Consider the following 18,765-nt stretch of genomic DNA (forward strand, 5'->3'; position numbering starts at 1 on the left):
GTCACCTGCCTCTCTGCTGCTGGGAAGGGGGACGGATCACGGTCAGCTGCTGTGCTCTGTGGTGGACAGACCCAGCGACCTGAGGTCGGGCATGGTGCCCCGCTGGGCCGCGCGCACGGATTCGAGCACCGAGCCCTGGCCGCCGCCCACCCGGGCGAAGCCGTCCTGCATGACCTTCTGCGTGGCGGTCATCCGCGGTCCCCAGGTCCAGCCGTCCCGGATCTTGTCCGCCTCCTGCTCGAACAGGGTGTAGATGTCCTGGCCGTTGTAGTAGGCGCGGTCGAAGGCCTTGCGGCCGACGGCGACAAGACCGGGGGCGGCCGGGTACTGGCTGCTGGCGCCGCTGGAGAGCCGGGCCCTCAGCGCGTCGGGATGCGAGACCTGCCACTCGATGAACTCAAGTGCGGCCTCGGGGTGTTCGCTGTCCTTCGTGACCGCGAAGGTCGAGCCGCCGTGGGTGCCGACCGAGGCGTCCCCCGCGTTCCACTGGGGGAGCGGTGCGACGGCCCACTGCCCCTTCTGGCCGGGGCGTGCCTTCATCTGCGCGCCGGCGTCCCAGGCGCCGCTGAGCCGGACAAGGATCTTGCCGGCGCTGAGCAGGGCGTCGTACCCCCTGCTGTCCACGGGGGTCATGGAGACCAGGTCCTGGTCGATCATCCGTTGCCAGTACGCCGCGACGCGCCGGCTCGGTTCGTCGGCCAGCGACACGTTCCAGGCGCCGCCGCGGGTGTCGAACCACTGGGCACCGGCCTGCCAGGCGAACGAGGCGAACTGGAACGCGCCGTCCGTGGCGAAGGCCGACAGCCGGCGGCCGGGCGCCTTGCGGCGCACGGTGCGGGACGCCTCCTCGAACTCGTCCCAGGTCCCCGGGACTTCGATCCCGTACTGCTCGAAGAGGTCGGCGCGGTAGTGCATCACCATGGGCTCGACGTCCAGCGGAAGGCTGAAGACGCGCTTGTCGAAGGTGGTCAGGCCCAGTGCCTGCGGCAGAAGTCTGGACCGCAGCGAGTCGCTCACCAGGTCCGTGAGGTCCCGGGCGACGCCGTCGATGGCGAACCCGGGGAGCTGGGGGTACTCGATCGTCGCGATGTCCGGGCCGTTGCCGGCCCGGGAGGCGTTGCTGAGTTTCGCGTAACCGCCCTGGGGGCCCGAGGGGATCTGCTGGAACTCGACCTGGATCGTGTCGTGCGTCCGGTTGAACGCGTCGACGACTTCCTGGCTGCCCCGCAGGGCGGACCAGAAGGTGATGCGTGTGGCGTTGCGGCCGGCGGTGCTGCCGGTGGTGCTGGTCCTGCTCGTGCTGTCCGCCCCCGATGTGCCACCGCTGCAGGCGCTCAGCGCGCCCGCCAGCGGTAGTGCGGTCATCGTGGCGAGCACGGATCGACGGCTGTGTCGACCGGGCATGGGCGCCTCCCGCGGCTCCTGAATGAAGACACGGGGAATACTGATCGGCTGATCGGTAGTGGTCAATAGATCGCTCAGAAGAAGAGTAAAGCGGTCAAACGATCAGTCCGTGGAGGAAGCGGCCCCCGTGATCGCCTGTGCCGATCCCCGTACCTTCAATTCGGGCAGCACCTGCGTCCGGCGCACCGGGCCGAGCGCGCCGGCCGCTCCGGAGAGCCGGTGGAGCAGGAGCCCGGCGGCCGCCCTGCCGATCTCCGCCCTCGGCGGCGCCACCGCGGTCAGCGGGGTGCTGCCGAGCGCCGCGACCACGTCGTCGTACGCCACCACCGAGCAGTCCCGGGGCACCTGCACCCCGCTCTCGGCCAGGCGTTGCACCAGCATCAGCGCGTCCACGTCACCATGGAGCACCGCGGCCGTGGCCCCGCGCCCGCGCAGCAGCTCCGCCAGATCGAGACCGGGCACGCCCGCCCCGCTCCCGGACGGGGCGCCGGGCGCCGGACCCGCTCCGGACGGGCCGGGCCCGGGCACCGCGTCCGGCGAACTCAGCACCACCGTCCAGTCGTCGACGTCGGGGTGGGCGGCCGCGATCCCGGCGAACGCGGCGCGTACGGTGCGTGCCGTCGGGCTGTCGTCCCGGGCGGCCAGCACGATCCGGCGGTGGCCCAGCGACACCAGGTGCTCCACGGCGAGATGCGTCCCGTACCAGTGGTCGGAACAGACGGAGTCGAGGGCGTGCAAGGTGCTGCCCGGCCGGGGCCGCCGCTCCATCAGGACGGTCGGCACGCCCGTGTCCGCCAGCCAGCCGTAGTCCTGCTCCTCGGAGATCACGTTGCGCCACCGGGGGGCGATCAGCAGCCCGCGCGCCCCGTCCGCCAGCGCCCGTTCCACCAGCGGCCGTTCGGCGTCGGCCGACTGCGGCGCGAGATACAGCGCGATGCGGATCCCGGCCTCCTCCAGCACGGTCCGGGCGCCGTGCAGCGTCTCGTACAGATACGAATGCCGCTCCGGTACGACCAGGGCGACCGCGCCTCCGTCGCCGGTGGGGTCGACGCCCCGTGGCGCGGGCACCGCCGACGGCCCGGCCGGATCGCGCACGGGCCGGGCGACGCCGTGTCCGCGCCGCAGCCGCCCCGCCCGCGCCAGCTCCTCGACGTCCCGCCGCACCGTGACCACGGAGACGGCCAGTTCGTCCGCGAGCGCGCTGACCTTGACCGCACCGCGCGACTCCACCACCGCCAGGATTCGCTGACGCCTGAGTTCAACTGGCTCCCGCATGCTGTCGCCCCCTGTGCGTTGTGCGTTTGAGCGCTTTGCCTGAGCGCTTGGAGCGCAGCATAGCCATGCGGCGGTGAGGGCTCGTTCAAGATCGAACATCAGGGGGATTACGATCTGTCCCTGGCATGGACACCCTCACACTCTGGCAACTGGCGGCGCTGGCCGCGGCAACCGCGCTCGTCGGCTTCTCCAAGACGGCCGTCAGCGGTGCCAACACGATCAGTCTCGCGGTCTTCGCGGCGGTCCTGCCCGCCCGCGAGTCGACCGGAGTGCTGCTCCCGATCCTCATCGCCGGCGATGTCCTCGCCGTGCTCACGTACCGGCGCCATGCGCACTGGCCGACCCTGCTCCGGCTCTTCCCCGCCGTCGCCGTGGGCGTGGTGGCGGGCACGCTGTTCATGATGTGGGCCGGCGACGCCGCCGTCCGGACCTCCATCGGCGCGATCCTGATCTTCATGGCGGGTGTCACGGTCTGGCGGCGCCGCACCGCGAACGCGGCCGGGGAAGCGGCCGCCGAGGCAGGCGCGCCCACGCCCGCCGAGCGGCTCAAGGCGCGTTCGTACGGGGTGCTCGGCGGCTTCACCACCATGGTCGCCAACGCGGGCGGCCCGGTCATGTCCCTCTATCTGCTCTCCGCGGGATTCCGCAAACTCGGCTTCCTCGGCACGTCCGCGTGGTTCTTCCTCATCGTCAACACGTCCAAGGTGCCGTTCAGCGTGGGCCTCGGACTGATCGACGCACGGTCCCTGCTGCTGGACGCCTGTCTGCTGCTGTTCGTCCTCCCGGGTGCCTGGATCGGCCGGAAGTGCGTGGACCGGATCAACCAGCGGCTCTTCGAACGCCTGGTCATCGCCGCCACCGTGCTGGGCGGTCTCCAACTGCTGCTGAACCCGTGAGCTTCCGCTGAACCCGGGAGCTCCCGCTGAATGCGTGAGCTCCCGCTGTACCCGCGGCGAGGCCCTTCCGGATCGCGATGATCCGGAAGGGCCGGCGGGGATGCGGGACACCGTCCGTCAGACGATGCCCTCCTCGATCTCCGCCTGCTCGCGCGCGTTTCCGTACGCCGACGGAGTGCCGTACGAACCACGGGCGACGAACCACCACACAGTGGCCAGGACCAGCACGGCGACCAGGGCGACCGAGGCGTAGTTCATCGAGTCGATCGTCACGGGAGACCTCTGCGGCAGCAGGAACAGCACGGTCACGAGGACGACCCACACCACGGCGATCCAGCCGACCGGCTTCGACCAGCGGCCCAGATGCCACGGCCCGTGCTCGAAGCGGCCGCCCGCACGCAGCTTCAGGTAGATCGGGATGGCGTAGGCGGGCGTGATGCCGATGACGTTGATCGCCGTCACCGCGCCGTACGCGGTCGCCGAGTACAGCGACGGAAGGGCGAGCACGCCGGCGACGACGACCGACAGCCACACCGCGTTGACGGGTGTCTGCGTGCGGGCGCTCACCTTGCGCCACACCGAGGATCCCGGCAGCGCGTTGTCCCGGCTGAAGGCGAAGACCATCCGGCTGGTGGCGGCGACCTCGGCGTTGCCGCAGAACAGCTGCGCGGCGATCACGATCAGCAGCATCGCCGTGGCGCCCGAGGTTCCCAGGGCGTCGATCAGGATCTGGGCCGGCGGCACTCCGGTCGCGCTCTCCTGGGTGCCCACGTAGTCCTGGATCGCGAACGTCAGCCCGGCGAGCAGCACGAAACCGGCCAGCCACGAGACCCAGATCGAACGGACGATGCCGCGCGGCGCCGAGACCGAGGCGTCCGATGTCTCCTCCGACAGGTGGGCGGAGGCGTCGTAGCCGCAGAACGTGTACTGCGCCAGCAGCAGACCGATCGCCGCCACATAGAGCGGGTTCTCCCACCCGGTGTCGTTGACGAACTCGGTGAAGACGAACGACGGCGACTGGTGGTGGTCGGGCACGATCGCCAGCACGGACACGATCACCGCGACACCGGCCAGATGCCACCACACACTGATCGAGTTGAGCACGCTGACGAGACGGACACCGAAGAGGTTCAGCACGGCGTGCAGCAGCAGGATGCAGACAAATATGATCATGGTCTTGCCGGGTGTGGGGGTGAATCCCCACTGCAGGTTCATCAGCGCACCGGTGAACAGCGCGGCGCCGTAGTCGATGCCGGCGATCGCACCGAGCAGCCCGAGCAGGTTCAGCCAGCCGGTGTACCAGCCCCACTTACGGCCGCCGAGCCGGTCCGCCATGTAGTACAGGGCCCCGGACGTCGGGTAGGCGCTGGTGACCTCGGCGAGCGCCATGCCGACGCAGAGCACGAACAGACCGACCCCGGCCCAGCCCCACAGCATCACCGACGGACCGCCGGTGGACATGCCGAAGCCGTACAGGGTCATGCAGCCGGACAGGATCGAGATGACGGAGAAGCTGATGGCGAAGTTGCCGAAGCCGCCCATACGGCGGGCCAGCACCGGCTGGTAGCCGAGTTCGCGCAGCCGCTGCTCCTCGTCCTTGGGCGGGGCGGCGCCGGCGCCCTTCCGGTTCGAGGTGGATAGGGACATGGGGGAGACCTCCGTGAGCGGAATAAGTGGAATATGCGGAGTAGCGGGGGAATGCGAGACACAAGAACGGGCAGGGGAACGGCTTCACGCTCAGCCGTGCGGACCCCGGCCGGGATCGCGGACGGCGGCGAGGGCGCGACTGCGGGCCCGCAGGAAGACCTCCTCGGCGCCGCCGGGGTCCTTGGGCGTGCGGGTGCGGTACGCCCAGGGCAGCGAGGTGAAGTACGGGCCGAGCTCCTGGAACACGGGAGCCGCGTCGGCGAACTGGAGCGCCCCCCACAGCGCGTGGGCCAGATGGTTGAGATCGAGCAGGGTGTGCGCGGCCGGCGGGGTGCGGTGGAACCAGATCTCCAGGGCGCGCAGGGCCTCGCGCTCCGCGTCCTCGGTGACCCAGTGCAGGTCGAGCGCCTTCTCGTGGCCGTGCTCGCGGCGGTAGCGCTCCACCCGCACGTACAGCGGCAGCACATGGAGCGCCGATCCGTCGGGTGCCGAGGACGCCGCCCACTGGACGAAGTTGACCGCCTCGGAGAGAGAGCCGCCGGCCCGGCGCGCATAGACGAACTGCAGCATGCGGTGGTAGGCCTCGCGGTTGTACGGATCGCGTTTGTCCGCCTCCGCCAGCAGACCCCACGGCCCGGGGAAGAGCATGGGCCCGGGAGGGTGCAGCCGGTGCTCCTCCAGCCGCTGGCGCTCGTCCAGTTGGGAGAGGGCCAGCAGGCACACCCAGGGCACCGGGTCGGCGGGCGAGGCGTGGGCGGCCGAGCGGCACGCCTCCCAGGCCTCCTGCCACAGTTCCTGCCCGCTGGGATGGTCCGAGCGGCGGGCGCGGACCGCCCGCTCCACGGCTACCCGGGCGTGCATCACTGCGGCCGCGACACTGCGGGGCTCCTCGGTCAGCCAGGCCTGTACCGCGTCCGATCCCGCGGCGACCGCGCCGAGCACCTGGGTCCGCTGCGTCCACAGGGTCCAGTCAGGGGTGCTCTCCAGCAGGTCGCGCATGGAGAGCCAGCGCCCGGTGCGTAAGTCCTGTAACGCGGAGCGCAGTTCGTTGTCGTGGCCGGCCGGATGGTAGACCGGCCGGAAGTCACTGTTGGCCATGGTCGTGCTCGGCGCATGGTGTCGGTCTCATCGATCCTCGGGACGTGGGGGGTGAAGCAGCAGTTGAAAAATGAACTGCTGTAAAGCGTCCGGTTGTTGCTCGGCGGTGAGTGTAGAGCCCTGCGTGCCCATCTCCCGAACGAATCGTGGATCTTCCTCAAGTCACGTGTGCAAACAGGAGGTTGAGCTTCGGGGCCGGGTTCCGGGCGCACGCCTTGCGGGCGCTTGACGTAGCCGCCGGGCTGCACCACCCTGAGGTTCCGCGACCGAAGATCACGATTCCGTTCAAGCCCCGGGCTTGCGTACCGCTGGAGACCCGATGACAGGCCCGGTACTCGCCGTGGACCAGGGCACCTCGGGGACGAAGGCCCTGGTGATCTGCCCCGAGCGGGGCGTGATCGGTTCCGGTTCCGCTCCGGTGCGCCCGCGCTACGGATCCGGGGGAGCGGTCGAGGCGGACCCCTCCGAGCTCCTCGGCTCCGTCCTCGAAGCCGGGGCGCGGGCCCTGGCGGACGCCGCCGAGCCCGTGGTCGCCGTCGGCCTCGCCAACCAGGGCGAGACCGTGCTCGCCTGGGACCCGGACACCGGCAGGCCGCTCACCGAGGCGATCGTCTGGCAGGACCGCAGGGCCGAACGGATCTGCGGTGAACTCGCGGCTCACGAGGAAGAGCTGAAGCACCTCACCGGGCTGCCGCTGGACCCGTACTTCGCCGCACCCAAGATGGCCTGGATCCGCCGCGAACTGACCGGGGAGGGCGTCGTCACGACCAGCGACTCCTGGCTGGTCCACCGGCTCACCGGTGCCTTCGTGACGGACGCCGCCACGGCGGGCCGCACCCAGCTGCTCGACCTCGACGCCGCCGGCTGGTCACCCGCCGCCCTGGACGCCTTCGGGCTGGGCGGTGAGCGGCTGCCGGCCGTGGTCGATGCCGCCGGCATGTTCGGCACGACCACCGCGTTCGGCGGCGAACTCCCGCTCACGGGGCTCCTCGTCGACCAGCAGGCCGCGCTCCTGGCCCAGGGCGCCCTGGAGCCGGGGTCCGCCAAGTGCACCTACGGCACCGGTGCGTTCCTCCTCGCCCAGACCGGCCCCGTTCCGCGCCGGGGATCCTCGGGCCTCGTCAGCTGCGTGGCCTGGCGGCTCGGCGGACGTACCAGCTACTGCCTGGACGGGCAGGTCTACACAGCCGCCTCGGCGGTCCGCTGGCTGACCGACCTCCACGTGATCTCCGGCGCCGCCGACCTCGACCCGGTGGGCCTCGCAGTCCCCGACTCCGGTGGCGTCACCTTCGTACCGGCGCTCGCCGGACTCGCCGCCCCCTGGTGGCGCGGCGACCTGCGCGGCTCGGTGACCGGCCTGAGCCTGGACACGACCGCGGGCCATCTGGTGCGGGCGCTCTGCGAGGGAATCGCCGCACAGGTGGTCGAGCTCGCCGACGCGGTGGCGGCAGACCTCGGCTCGCCGCTGACCGCCCTCCGCGTCGACGGCGGCCTCACCCGCTCCGCACTCCTCATGCAGACCCAGGCCGACCTGCTGCAACGGCCCGTCGAGGTCTCCGCGCTGCCCGACGTGACCGCGCTCGGCGTCGGCGCCGTGGCCCGGCTGGGCATCGACCCCGGGCTCTCCCTCGCCGAGGCCGTCCCCGCCTGGCGGCCGGCCGCGGTGTACGAACCACGGATCGGCGCCGCGGAGGCGGCCGAGCGCCTCGCCGGATTCCGCGCGGCCGTCGGGACCCTCCTGGAACGGTCATGAGCCCTGCCGGAGCGGCCCGATGACGCACACGAGCGGCCCGATCACGCCCACCGTCACGACCGCGGGCGATCCGCTGCCCACGCAGCCCGGCGGAGCCCCGTACGACGTCACCGTCATCGGCGCGGGCGTGGTCGGCACCGCCATCGCCCGCGAACTGGCCCGCTACCCCCTGCGCACCGCGCTGGTCGAGGCATCGGACGACATCGGCGACGGCACGTCCAAGGCCAACACCGCGATCCTGCACACCGGTTTCGACGCCGTACCCGGCTCACTGGAGGCCCGACTCGTACGCGAAGGACGGCACAGGCTCTCCGCGTACGCCGCACGGACCGGCATCCCCGTGGAACGCGTCGGCGCCGTTCTCGTCGCCTGGGACGCGGAACAACTCGCCGCGCTGCCCGCCCTGCTGGCCAAGGCCGAAGCCAACGGCTACCACGCGGCCCGGCTGCTGAACGCCCACGAGGTCGCCGAACGGGAGCCCCACCTCGGCCCGGGTGCGCTCGGCGGGCTGGAGGTCCCCGACGAGTCCGTCATCTGCCCCTGGACCACCCCCCTCGCCTTCGCCACCGAGGCGGTCCGCGCGGGCGTCCACCTGCACCTGGACTGCCCGGTCCTCGACATCGAAACCGGGGACGCGGTCCACACGCTGACCACCGGCCGCGGGCCGCTGCGCACCCGCTTCCTGGTCAACGCGGCCGGACTGCACGCCGACGAGATCGACCGCCTGCTCGGCCACGACGCCTTCACCGTCACCCCGCGCCGCGGCCAGCTGATCGTGTTCGACAAACTCGCCCGCGACCTCGTCCGCCACATCCTGCTCCCCGTCCCCACCGCCGCCGGCAAGGGCGTCCTGGTCGCACCGACGGTCTTCGGCAACGTCCTCCTCGGCCCCACCGCCGAGGAACTCGACGACAAGACCGCCACCGAATCGACGCAGGAGGGCATCGACCGGCTGAGGGAGAGGGGCCGCAGGATCCTGCCCCGGCTCCTCGACGAGGAGGTCACCGCCGTCTACGCGGGACTGCGGGCGGCCACCGGCCAGGAGGACTACCGGATCCAGGAGTACCCCGACCAGCGCTACGTCGCCGTCGGCGGCATCCGCTCCACCGGGCTGACCGCGTCCATGGCCATCGCCGACCACGTCACCACCCTGCTCGTCCGCACCGGACTCGACCCGGGCGAGCCCGCCGAACCGGCCCCCCTCACCATGCCCGGCCTCGGCGAGACGGGCCGGCGCCCGTACCTGGACGCGGATCTCATCGGCCGGGACCCGGCGTACGGCACCCTGGTCTGCCACTGCGAGCGCGTCACCGCGGGCGAGCTCCGCGACGCACTGGCCTCCACGCTCCCGCCGCGTTCCGTGGCGGGCCTGGCCCGCAGGACCAGGGCGGGCAACGGACGCTGCCAGGGCTTCCACTGCGGAGCCGGGCTCCGCGCGCTGATCGAGAGGACCCGGCCATGACCCGACGCGAACGGACCGTCGACGTACTGGTCGTCGGAGCGGGACCCGCGGGACTGGGCGCCGCCGCCGGACTCGCCGCGTCCGGTGTACGACGCGTCGAGGTCCTGGAACGCGAGCAGACCGCCGGCGGCATCCCGCGCCACTGCCACCACGCCGGATTCGGCGGCAGCCGTTCGAGCGGCGGGACGGACGGTCCCGAGTACGCCCGCCGCTGCACGGCCGCGGCCACCCGGGCCGGCGCCGCCGTGCGCACCGGCATCACCGTCACCGGCTGGGCCGGACCCCTCACCCTCGACGCCACCGGACCCGGCGGGCTCGAACGGATCACCGCACACGCCGTCGTCCTCGCCACCGGGGCCCGCGAACGCCCGCGCAGCGCCCGCCTCGTCCCCGGCACCCGCCCGGCGGGCGTCTACACCACCGGAGAGCTCCAGCAGGCCGTCCACCTCCACCGCCAGCACATCGGCACCCGCGCCGTGATCATCGGCGACGAACCGGTCAGCATCGCCGCCGCCGCCACCCTGCGCACCGCCGGGGCCGAGGTCGTCGCCCGGGTCACCGACCGCCCGCCGGCCCTCCCCGCCGCCCTGGGGCCGCGCCACGGAGCCCCGCTGCTCACCCGCACCACCGTCACCGCCCTGACCGGCCGGGGCCGGCTCACCGGGGTCACGGTGCGCCATCAGGACGGCCGTACGACGACCCTGCCGTGCGACACGGTGGTGTTCACCGGCGACTGGATCCCCGACCACGAACTGGCGCGGCGCGGCGACGTGCCCCTGGACCCCGGCACCCGCGGCCCCGCGTACGACGCCGCGTACCGCACCGGCGTCCCCGGGGTCTTCGCCGTCGGCAATCTGCTCCACGCGGTGGAGAGCGCCGGCACCGCCGCGGCGGAGGGCCGGGCCCTCGCCGCCCCTGTACGGCGCCACCTGACCACCGGGACGGCCGCCGGCGGCTGGCCGGCCGGGCGGCCCGCGCTCGCCGTCGCGGCGCCACTGGAGTGGATCGCGCCCAACCTGCTCTGCCCCGACGGCGACCGGCCGCTGAACAACCGCTTCACCCTGCGCACCGTCCGGCCGCTGACGGCCCCGCTGCTCGTGGCCCGTCAGGACGGACGGGAGCTGTACCGCCGACGACTGCTGCGCCCCGCCCGGCCGGGACGCCCGTTCCACCTGCCCGCCGACTGGCTCGACCGGGCCGATCCGCGCGGAGGCACGGTGCACGTCTCGGCCGGCTGACCGGCCCGGCAGCGGTTCGGCCGGGCGCTCTGAGGATCAGCGGGAGCCGGGGTCCTCGGAGGATCAGCGGAGCCGGGCGCTCGGAGATCCAGCAGCAGCCGGGCCTTCAAGGGCTCAGCAGGAGCCGGGCCTCCGGGGCTCAGCAGGAGCCGGGCCTTCAGGGGCTCAGCCGGAGCCAGGGCCTCAGGGGATCAGCAGCCAGTCCGAACCGATCGCCGCCACCAGGCCGACGCCCAGCAGCCAACTGCCGAGCCGGGTCCGGCCGTTCCTGCTGAGCTCGATCACGATCCCGCACAGGATCAGCGCGAGCCCGTACACCCCCACCACCAGGACCGAGGACCGGCTCGCGATCCGCAGCCCGAGCACGACGGCCATCGCCGCCATCCCGACCGAGGAGAGGACGATCCGCAGCTGTCTCGCCTGCCGCGGCGTCAGTCTCCGGTCCTCGGCGGCGCCGGTGTCCCCGGGTTCGGCTATCGGTGCGTCCACGGCCTGGTCCTGGTCCTGGTCAGAAGTGCTCATGACGCCGGATGGTAATGGTTTCGCACGGCACTGTTCACCGCTCTCGGTCAAGGGCAGGGAAAGTAAGGGGAGTTCGGAGCCGCAGTGCTCCCGTGGCGGCCGGCCGCGCCCGTCAGCCGTCGGCCTTCTTCAGCCGTCGGCCTTCAGCCGCGGCGCCTCGGCTGCCGCATCGACAGCGGGCGCGCCCGCGTTCTCCACGCGCCCCGCGAGTTCCGTGGCCCACCGGGTGAGCGCCCCGATGCCGATTCCGTACACCGCGCCGGCAGAGGTCCCGGCCACGCCGTCCCCGCCGGACGCGGTGAACTCCGTCAGCGCCGCCGCCCCGCGCCGCAGCAGCCGCGCCCCGCCCGTCGCGTTCCCCCGGGCCGCGTGCGTCAGCCCGACGGCCAGCTGGGCCAGCCCGCGCCACAACTCCCGCTCCGCGTCGGGGCCCGACTTCCACGCGTCCTCGAAGACCTCGTGCGCATGGAACGGCATGCCCGCGTCCAGCAGCCGCTGCGCCTCCCGTACGGTCTCCTCCGGTGTGCGGACCACTCCCTCGGGCTGCCGCTCGACCCCCACCGTGCCGTACGGCAGGGGGCGCCCCAGCCCGTCCCGGGGGCGCGCATTGTGCGCCCTGCCCTCCATGTCACGGTCCCTGCGAGTCTCGTCCACTCCTTGATTGTGCCCCGTACCTGCGATGAACTGTCCGAACCACTGTCGGTGGGCCCCCGCGCACGACTAGTCTCGACTGTCACCGAAACGACTTTGGGGGAGGGTAGGCATGAAGCCGTCCCGGCCGCTGTACGAGCGAGAACCGGAACTTGCCGCTGCCGCAGACGCCGTTGACGCACTGTGCGGCGCGCAGGCGACCGGCGGGCTGCTGGTCTTCAGCGGCGTAGCGGGCATCGGCAAGACCGCGCTGCTGGCCGAGATCCGGGCCATGGCGGCCGACCGTTGCACGGTCTGGTCCGCCCGCGGCGGCGAGACCGTCACCTCGGTGCCGTTCCACGTCGTACGCCAACTGCTCCAGCCCGCACTGGACCAGTTGCCCGTCGATGACGTGAAGGCGCTCTTCGGCGCCTGGTACGAGATCGCCGCACCCGCCCTCGGCCTCTCCGAGCCGAGTGGTCCGCAGCCCGACCCGCAGGGTGTGCGCGACGGCCTCGACTGGGTAGTCTCCCGGCTCGCCACCCGGCTGAGCCACCGCCCGCTGCTGCTCATCATCGACGACGCGCACTGGGCGGACGGCGAATCCCTCGCCTGGCTCGCCTCGTTCACCGCCCGGCTCGGCGAAGTGAAGGTCCTCGTCGTCCAGGCACACCGCCCCGAGGAGCTCGCCGCCCGCGAGGCCGAGCGCACATCCGCCGGCAGTCACCCGGCGCAGGTCCGGGTCGCGCTGCGCGCGCTCACCCCCGACGCCACCGCCGAACTGGTCCGCGCCACCCTCGGCGACCACGCGGACGACCCGTTCTGCCGCGAGGTCTGGGCCGTCACGGGCGGCAACCCGTACGAAGCGGTCGAACTCGTCGCCAAGGTCCAGGACCGCGAGCTGCCCCCGCTGGAGGAGTCCGCCGGACTGCTGCGCGAACTCGGCGCGTCCGCCCGGGGCAGCGGCCTCGTCGCCCGGCTCGAACGGCTCGGCACCAACGCCAACCGGTTCGCCTGGGCGGCCGCCGTCCTCGGTACGGACATCTCCCAGGACCTCGCCGCCACCCTGGCCGGAATGAGCCCCGCCGAAGCGGCGGACTGCACGGCCCGGCTGCGCGAGGCCCGGATCGTCAGCGGCTTCGACCCGCTGGAGTTCGTGCACCCCCTGATCGCCACGGCCGTGTACCGCTCCATCCCGCCGGCCACCCGCACCGCCATGCACGGCAGGGCCGCCTGGGCGATCACCCGGGCCGGACTCGGCCCGGCCGCCGCCTCCCGCCACCTGCTCGAGGTCCATCCGGACGACGACCAGGAGCTCGTCGAACAGCTGCGGGCGGCGGCCAACCAGCACCTCGCGGTCGGCGCCCCCGAGGCCGCCCGGCGCTGCCTGGAGCGAGCCCTCCAGGAACCTCCGCGCCACGACGTGCGCGCCACCCTGCTCTACGAACTCGGCTGCGCCACCCTCCTCAGCTCGCCGCCCACCACGGTGCAGCATCTGCGGGCCGCCCTCGACATGCCGGGCCTCGCCGACGATCTGAGGGTCGACGCCACCTTCCGGCTCGCGGCCGCGCTGTCGCACAACAACCAGCTGAAGGAAGCGGCGCTGGCCCTGGCCGCCGAGGCCGAGCGCACGGCGCCCGGCCCGGGCCTGATGCGGCTGCAGGCCGCCCACTTCCTCTGGGAGGGCATGCAGGCCACCGAGCAGGACGGCCCCGGCCGCTCCCGCCGGCTCGCCGCCAACGCCGACCACCTCACCGGCCGGGACAACGCCGAACGGGCGCTGCTCACGCTGCGCGCCTTCGACGCGATGCTGCGCGGCGAGAACGCCCAGCTGATCGTCGACCTGTGCGAACGCGCCCTGGTCAACGGCCACCCCGCCCGCGGCCTCGGCTGGACCGACACCGAATGGGGCTTCGAACTCCCGACCCTGCTCGGCATCACCTACGCCTTCACCGACCAGCTCGACCGGGCCGAGGAACTCTTCGGCGAGGCCGTGCGCGCCTTCGAGATCTCCGGCTGGAGCGGCGCCCACCTGGCCTTCGCCCACACCCTCCTGGGCCTGGTCCACCGCCGTCGCGGCCGCCTGGCCGAGGCGGAGGGCTTCCTGCGCGAGGGGCTCCGGCTCGCCGACCGTGTGGGCAGCGGCCTGCCCGTCCACTGGGACGCCGCCTGTCTGCTCATCGACACGCTGCTGGCCCGTGGCCGGATCACCGAGGCCCGCAAGGTCGCCGACCGGTACGACTTCGGGCTGCCCTACCCCAGCGCCATGGTGCTGCCCGACGCCCCGTGCGTCCGTGGCCGCCTGCTGCTCGCCGAAGGCCGTACGAAGGAAGCCGTCACGGAGCTGGAGGCCGCCGGTCACGCCCTCGAACCGCGCGGCAGGTTCAACGGCATCTGGGGTCCCTGGGCCGGCGACCTGGCCCGCGCCCTCGTCGACGACGACCCGGGCCGCGCCGCCCAGCTCGCCAACTCCGCCCGGGTGCACGCCGAGCGGTTCGGCACGGACACGGCGATCGGCGAGGCGCTGCGCTGTGTCGCCCTCTTCGCCCGCCCGGACGAGGCCGCTCACCTGCTGGGCGAGGCGGTCCGCCACCTGGAGGCCTCGCCGTCCGGCTACGAACTCGCGCTCGCCCTGTTCGACCACGGCGTCGCCACCCGCTCACCCCGCGGGCTCGCCCGGGCGCACAAGCTGGCCACGGCCTGCGGCGCCGAGGGACTGGCAGCCCGCGCCCAGCAGGCACGGGCGTCGATCCGGTCCACGGAGTGAGGTAATGTTTGTCCTGCGCAGCCGCCCGGCAGGACCGGGGGACTGGCAGCGGGACGTGGCGCAGCTTGGTAGCGCACTTGACTGGGGGTCAAGGGGTCGCAGGTTCAAATCCTGTCGTCCCGACTGGAGACAGTCGCAGATCAGGGCCGGTATCGGAGCAATCCGAAACCGGCCCTTGATCGTTTTTGGGGACCAGTTGGGGACCGGCTGGAGGCCCGGCGCCCTCACCCGGTCAGCGGGTCAGCGGGTCAGCGGGTCGGCGGGGGCGTGACGAGGGGGCTCGGCWGCGAGCGTGGTGCGCGCAGCATGTTGAAGCGGGCCGAGAGCGCCGCCCCGGCGGCCGTGATCTTGTGGACGTCCGGGTGCCGGTAGCGCTCGGTGGTGGTCAGTGAACCGTGGCCGGCGATCCTGCGGAGGACGGGTACGTGGACCCCGGCGTCCGGAAACCAGGTCAGCCCGGTGTGTCGGAGGTCGTGGCAGCGCAGATGCTCGCAGCCGAGCCCGGTGACCACGTCGTCCCCGTGTGAGGCGTCGCGCAGGACGGCCTCGAACAGAGTGAAGTACCCGAGAAGGGGGCCGACTCCATCAAGCTCAAGCCACCTGCGCCGAGAAGTGGCCCGACATCACCGAGCAGCGCAAGGTACTCCCGGACGCTGAGACGGTCGGTTCGACGGCGTCCTGTGCCAGTACAGTCGGCACACTACAAAAGCAGAGGAGCCCTGGTGCACAGGAGAGACAGCAACGTGGATGGCCGCGGCCAGCGGGCCGTGGCCATCAGGTGGATACAGGTTGTGCTGTTCGGAGCCGTTGTCCTGCTGGTCGGATTCCGTCTTGGGGAGCGAGAGCACAGCGGCGGTTCGAACTCGATCGAGTTCGGGCTGATGGCCGTATCGGCGCTGTCCATCGGCGTACTGGAACGCTATCGGGCAAACGCCGCCAAACAGTCTCGGTGACTCACCGTAACAGAGACAGGAGATGCCTGGGGAGTATCGGAAGGTCGTGCGACGGTCGCCGCACGGGCCAGTTGATTGGCTCGCATGAACAGTCCTTTGCGCGAGCAAGATCAACCATGAGGCGCCGGACCTCCGCCGAACCCGGATTCGGGCGCGGAACCTGTTCTCGCTCAAAAGCAGGGCTGACCCCCTTCTGAGACTTGCGTCGCGCGAAAATCCGGGCCCATGACGGCCCCTCAGTAGCTTTCCCCGACCGGCCAGTGTGGCAGAGGGTTGTGGCGGGAGTCACAGGAACGGGCTCGAGGCCGCGGAGAGTTACCGGGTGTGAGAGAACCACCAGAGTCAGAGATCCTGGGGAACCCCCGGGGCACCGAAGGCACCAAGGCCCAGGAGGACGCGGGGAACGAAATGCGGCGCAGGCTGCGCGCGGGGGACCGTGAGGCGTTCGCCGAGTTGTACGAGAGCTGCGCCCAGGCCGTCTACCGCCACGCGCTGCGGCTGACAGGTGACTGGTCCACCGCCGAGGACATCATGGCGGACACCTTCCTGGCCGCCTGGCAGGGCAGGGAGCGGTTGGAGGAGGATCGGGGCTCCCCGCTGCCCTGGCTCCTCGGCATCGCCACGCACAAGTGGGAGAACACCCGGCGCGGACTTCGGCGGCGGCGGGCTTTCCTGGCCCGTCAGCCGGCGCCCGCCGCCGTCGCGGACTTCTCGGCAGAGGCAGCGTCCCGGTTGGACGACCGGAGCCGGCTGCGCGCCGTCTCGACGGCTTTCGGGCGGCTTCGGCGCCACGAACAGGAAGTGCTCTCCCTGCGCGTGTGGTCCGGGCTGGACTACGAGCAGACCGCCGACGCGCTCGGCGTCCCGGTGAGCACTGTGCGCTCCCGGCTCTCCCGCGCCCGCAGACGGCTCGCCCGGATCGCGGACCAGGCGGAGCGCACGGAACGCCCGCGAAGAAACCCGGAACCCGCGAGAGCCCGCGGAGAGGTATGCAATACAGCCGCGATCGCGACCGTGCCCCTGCGGGAGGAAACCCGATGAACCGCGAAAAAACCGCCTCTTCCGAAAACCGGAACGATGACGAAGCCCGCCACCTGGCCAGGCTGCTTCCGGCTCCGGCGACCGAGGACCTCCCGCCCGAGCGATTCCGCCACCACAAGGAACTTCTGATGAACCGCATCGACGCCGACTCCCGCCGTGACAGCCGGACTCAGCCCACGGCCCGCCCCACCGGACGACTCCTGCGCCCCGCATTTCTCGTCCCCGTGTCGGCGCTGGCACTGGCCGGAATCCTCGCGGGCGGTCTCGCCCTCGGTACGGATGACCGGGACCGGACGCCGGTGACGGCCACCCAGGGCACCGGCGGCCTTCTCCACCACCTCTCGACCGTCGCCCTCACCAGTGCGGCACCCGTCGTGCGGGACGACCAGTTCCTCTATACCCGGTCCAAGGTTCGGGAGGCCGAAATCGGCAGCGGCAAGGCCGTGCTGAGCCCGCTGACCGAGAGGGAGGACTGGGCGGCGCAGGACCCGCGCCCCCTGAAGAAGCTCGGACTGGCACGGGTCGACGGCGAGGACATGGTCATCAACGCCCAGCTCGGGGACGACGACGGGACCCCCGCCGGTCTGTACCGCCCCACCTACCGCTGGCTCGCCTCGCTGCCTGCCGAACCCGACGAACTCCTGGCCTACCTCCGTGCACACGTTCGCAAGGACGCCGGGCAGGAGACCGACCAGCTCGTCTTCGAGCAGGTCGGCGGCCTGCTCGGCGGTGTGCTGCCGCCGAAGACGGCCGCGGCCCTCTACCGTGCGGCGGCGAAGATCCCCGGCGTCGAGGAGGCGCCGGACGCGAAGGACGCCATAGGCCGAACGGGCCTGGGTATCGCCCGCGAGGACACCACATACGGCAACCGCACCGAATGGGTCTTCGACAAGGACGACTACTCCTTCCTGGGCTCCCGCATGTACCGGACGAAGGACGCTCCTTACGCGAAGGCCGGGACCCTTCTTTCCAGCACCGCCGAGATCGAGCACGGCATCGTCGACGAGGCCGGGCAGGTTCCGGGCAAGGTATCCGGATCCGCCGCGAAGCAGCAGGCCGGCTGATCACTCCGCGTGTCTCCGGACCGTTCGGGGGCCGGAGACACGCGACGTGGCAGACCGAGTCCTGCCGGCAGTCTCACGGCGTCGCCATGCCCGGCACTCGAATCGCGGAGGAGCCGTGGAAGAAGGGCACAGGCGTCGGACCATATATGCGCCGGTTCCGGCACGACCCTCGGAGAGCATCCCCAACCGCCGCACACCGCATGGTTCTTGAAAGTGGCTCGTTGTCCAGTGCGCCCGCCCTGAGTGCCATCTTGCAGGTTGGGCCGAACTGGTCTAGACAGAACGCCCATGGGCGAGAGTATGGCCGCCGTACTGGCGGCACTCATAGGCGTGTTCGGGGCACTGGGCGGAACGCTCGTGGGGGTGTGGATGCAGCGAAGAGCCGCCGCGGAACAGATCGCCGCTCAGGAAAGAGCCGAACGGCGCGCACAACTTCGTGCGGACCGCAGGGCCTCGTATGCGGAGGTCATAGATGCATCCGAACGTTTCATTGCCTCACTCGATGACATCGTGGCAGTTCGACGCGGTGCGAGCCCCGCGGACAGGCCGTCGGAGCAGTGGGCGGAGATGCGCGAGGAAAGCCAGGCGGCCATGCGGATGCTGCGCCGCGCGATATGGAACGCAAGGGTGTCCGGGCCTGAGCCGATGGCCGACCTCGCGAAGAGGCTGTACGACGTGAACATGCACCGCTTCAAGGTCGCCTTCGACGACGCTCTCTCCTTTGACGAGGTGGATGAGCAGTTGAGCGTCAAGAACGCGGACTTTCGTAGAACCCGCTCCGAATTCGTCGCAGGCGCCCAACAGATCCTCGGCAACGGCAGCGCTGCGGAGCGGCAAGCCAGGACCCCGACCCGCAGTCCTTGAGGCCGAGCGGTGGGGTTGGTCTGCCGGAGCTTTGGACCGTCGGCTCCCCCTCGGCGCTGTGCGGCCGCACATGAGGCTCCCCTGGAGTAGTTTCTCCTCGACATCGAAGCGGCAGACAGCATCATCGACCATCCCGGCCCGATCCTCGCGC

At 71.8% G+C, this 18,765-nt stretch carries 16 protein-coding genes and 1 tRNA gene; 10 read left to right on the top strand and 7 right to left on the bottom strand.

Translation table 11 applies throughout. From position 1 onward, the window contains the following. Nucleotides 1-42 precede the first annotated feature (42 nt). The gene (locus EAO72_RS10940) at nt 43-1,404 is read right to left on the bottom strand and encodes an ABC transporter substrate-binding protein (RefSeq protein ID WP_148017057.1); all 1,362 of its coding nucleotides are present in this window, start codon (nt 1,402-1,404) and stop codon (nt 43-45) included. Between the two features lie 102 nt (nt 1,405-1,506). Further along, a complete protein-coding gene (locus EAO72_RS10945; RefSeq protein WP_148017058.1) occupies nt 1,507-2,679 on the bottom strand; it encodes a substrate-binding domain-containing protein in 1,173 nt (390 codons plus the stop codon). 125 nt (nt 2,680-2,804) lie between these two features. Here EAO72_RS10945 and EAO72_RS10950 point away from each other — a divergent pair, with 125 nt between their 5' ends. Continuing rightward, a complete protein-coding gene (locus EAO72_RS10950; protein ID WP_148017059.1) occupies nt 2,805-3,575 on the top strand; it encodes a sulfite exporter TauE/SafE family protein in 771 nt (256 codons plus the stop codon). 117 nt (nt 3,576-3,692) lie between these two features. On the opposite strand, the gene EAO72_RS10955 is transcribed toward EAO72_RS10950, so the two are convergent. Together EAO72_RS10955 and EAO72_RS10960 are read right to left on the bottom strand one after the other, a co-directional pair. Continuing rightward, nucleotides 3,693-5,222: an amino acid permease gene (locus EAO72_RS10955; protein ID WP_148017060.1), complete on the bottom strand. Its 1,530-nt coding sequence runs from the start codon at nt 5,220-5,222 to the stop codon at nt 3,693-3,695. A gap of 90 nt (nt 5,223-5,312) precedes the next feature. Beyond that, the gene (locus EAO72_RS10960) at nt 5,313-6,320 is read right to left on the bottom strand and encodes a hypothetical protein (RefSeq protein WP_148017061.1); all 1,008 of its coding nucleotides are present in this window, start codon (nt 6,318-6,320) and stop codon (nt 5,313-5,315) included. 319 nt (nt 6,321-6,639) lie between these two features. Here EAO72_RS10960 and EAO72_RS10965 point away from each other — a divergent pair, with 319 nt between their 5' ends. Genes EAO72_RS10965 through EAO72_RS10975 form a run of 3 tightly spaced genes read left to right on the top strand, consistent with a single transcriptional unit; the run spans nt 6,640 to nt 10,773 of the window. Further along, on the top strand, nt 6,640-8,073 hold the full coding sequence (locus EAO72_RS10965) for an FGGY family carbohydrate kinase (protein ID WP_148017062.1): 1,434 nt from the start codon (nt 6,640-6,642) through the stop codon (nt 8,071-8,073). Between the two features lie 19 nt (nt 8,074-8,092). Beyond that, on the top strand, nt 8,093-9,535 hold the full coding sequence (locus EAO72_RS10970; protein WP_148017063.1) for an NAD(P)/FAD-dependent oxidoreductase: 1,443 nt from the start codon (nt 8,093-8,095) through the stop codon (nt 9,533-9,535). Further along, nucleotides 9,532-10,773, top strand: a complete 1,242-nt coding sequence (locus tag EAO72_RS10975; RefSeq protein WP_148017064.1) for an NAD(P)/FAD-dependent oxidoreductase — start codon at nt 9,532-9,534, stop codon at nt 10,771-10,773. Before EAO72_RS10970 ends, EAO72_RS10975 begins: the two co-directional genes overlap by 4 nt. Before the next feature lie 183 nt (nt 10,774-10,956). Here the strand turns inward: EAO72_RS10975 and EAO72_RS10980 are convergent, their stop codons facing one another. Both EAO72_RS10980 and EAO72_RS10985 read right to left on the bottom strand, forming a co-directional pair. After that, entirely contained in the window at nt 10,957-11,295 is a 339-nt protein-coding gene (locus EAO72_RS10980; RefSeq protein ID WP_148017065.1) for a hypothetical protein, read from the bottom strand. Between the two features lie 129 nt (nt 11,296-11,424). Further along, on the bottom strand, nt 11,425-11,949 hold the full coding sequence (locus EAO72_RS10985) for a DUF309 domain-containing protein (protein ID WP_148017066.1): 525 nt from the start codon (nt 11,947-11,949) through the stop codon (nt 11,425-11,427). Nucleotides 11,950-12,058: 109 nt separating this feature from the next. Between EAO72_RS10985 and EAO72_RS10990 the strand changes: the two genes are divergently transcribed. Then, on the top strand, nt 12,059-14,692 hold the full coding sequence (locus tag EAO72_RS10990) for an ATP-binding protein (RefSeq protein WP_148017067.1): 2,634 nt from the start codon (nt 12,059-12,061) through the stop codon (nt 14,690-14,692). Between the two features lie 49 nt (nt 14,693-14,741). Next, a tRNA-Pro gene (locus EAO72_RS10995) sits at nt 14,742-14,815 on the top strand. A gap of 125 nt (nt 14,816-14,940) precedes the next feature. Here EAO72_RS10995 and EAO72_RS11000 read toward each other — a convergent pair. Beyond that, entirely contained in the window at nt 14,941-15,204 is a 264-nt protein-coding gene (locus EAO72_RS11000) for a tyrosine-type recombinase/integrase (protein WP_410090212.1), read from the bottom strand. Nucleotides 15,205-15,414: 210 nt separating this feature from the next. Here EAO72_RS11000 and EAO72_RS11005 point away from each other — a divergent pair, with 210 nt between their 5' ends. From EAO72_RS11005 to EAO72_RS11020, 4 genes are all read left to right on the top strand, one after another. Beyond that, on the top strand, nt 15,415-15,645 hold the full coding sequence (locus tag EAO72_RS11005; RefSeq protein ID WP_148017069.1) for a hypothetical protein: 231 nt from the start codon (nt 15,415-15,417) through the stop codon (nt 15,643-15,645). A gap of 408 nt (nt 15,646-16,053) precedes the next feature. Continuing rightward, the gene (locus EAO72_RS11010) at nt 16,054-16,686 is read left to right on the top strand and encodes an RNA polymerase sigma factor (protein WP_148017233.1); all 633 of its coding nucleotides are present in this window, start codon (nt 16,054-16,056) and stop codon (nt 16,684-16,686) included. After that, on the top strand, nt 16,683-17,750 hold the full coding sequence (locus tag EAO72_RS11015; RefSeq protein ID WP_148017070.1) for a CU044_5270 family protein: 1,068 nt from the start codon (nt 16,683-16,685) through the stop codon (nt 17,748-17,750). The genes EAO72_RS11010 and EAO72_RS11015 overlap by 4 nt, the downstream gene beginning before the upstream one ends. Nucleotides 17,751-18,038: 288 nt before the next feature. Next, nucleotides 18,039-18,614: a hypothetical protein gene (locus EAO72_RS11020; RefSeq protein ID WP_148017071.1), complete on the top strand. Its 576-nt coding sequence runs from the start codon at nt 18,039-18,041 to the stop codon at nt 18,612-18,614. Nucleotides 18,615-18,765 lie beyond the last annotated feature (151 nt).

Origin of the sequence: Streptomyces sp. OR43, assembly GCF_008042275.1 — a bacterium.
Classification (GTDB): Bacteria; Actinomycetota; Actinomycetes; order Streptomycetales; family Streptomycetaceae; genus Streptomyces.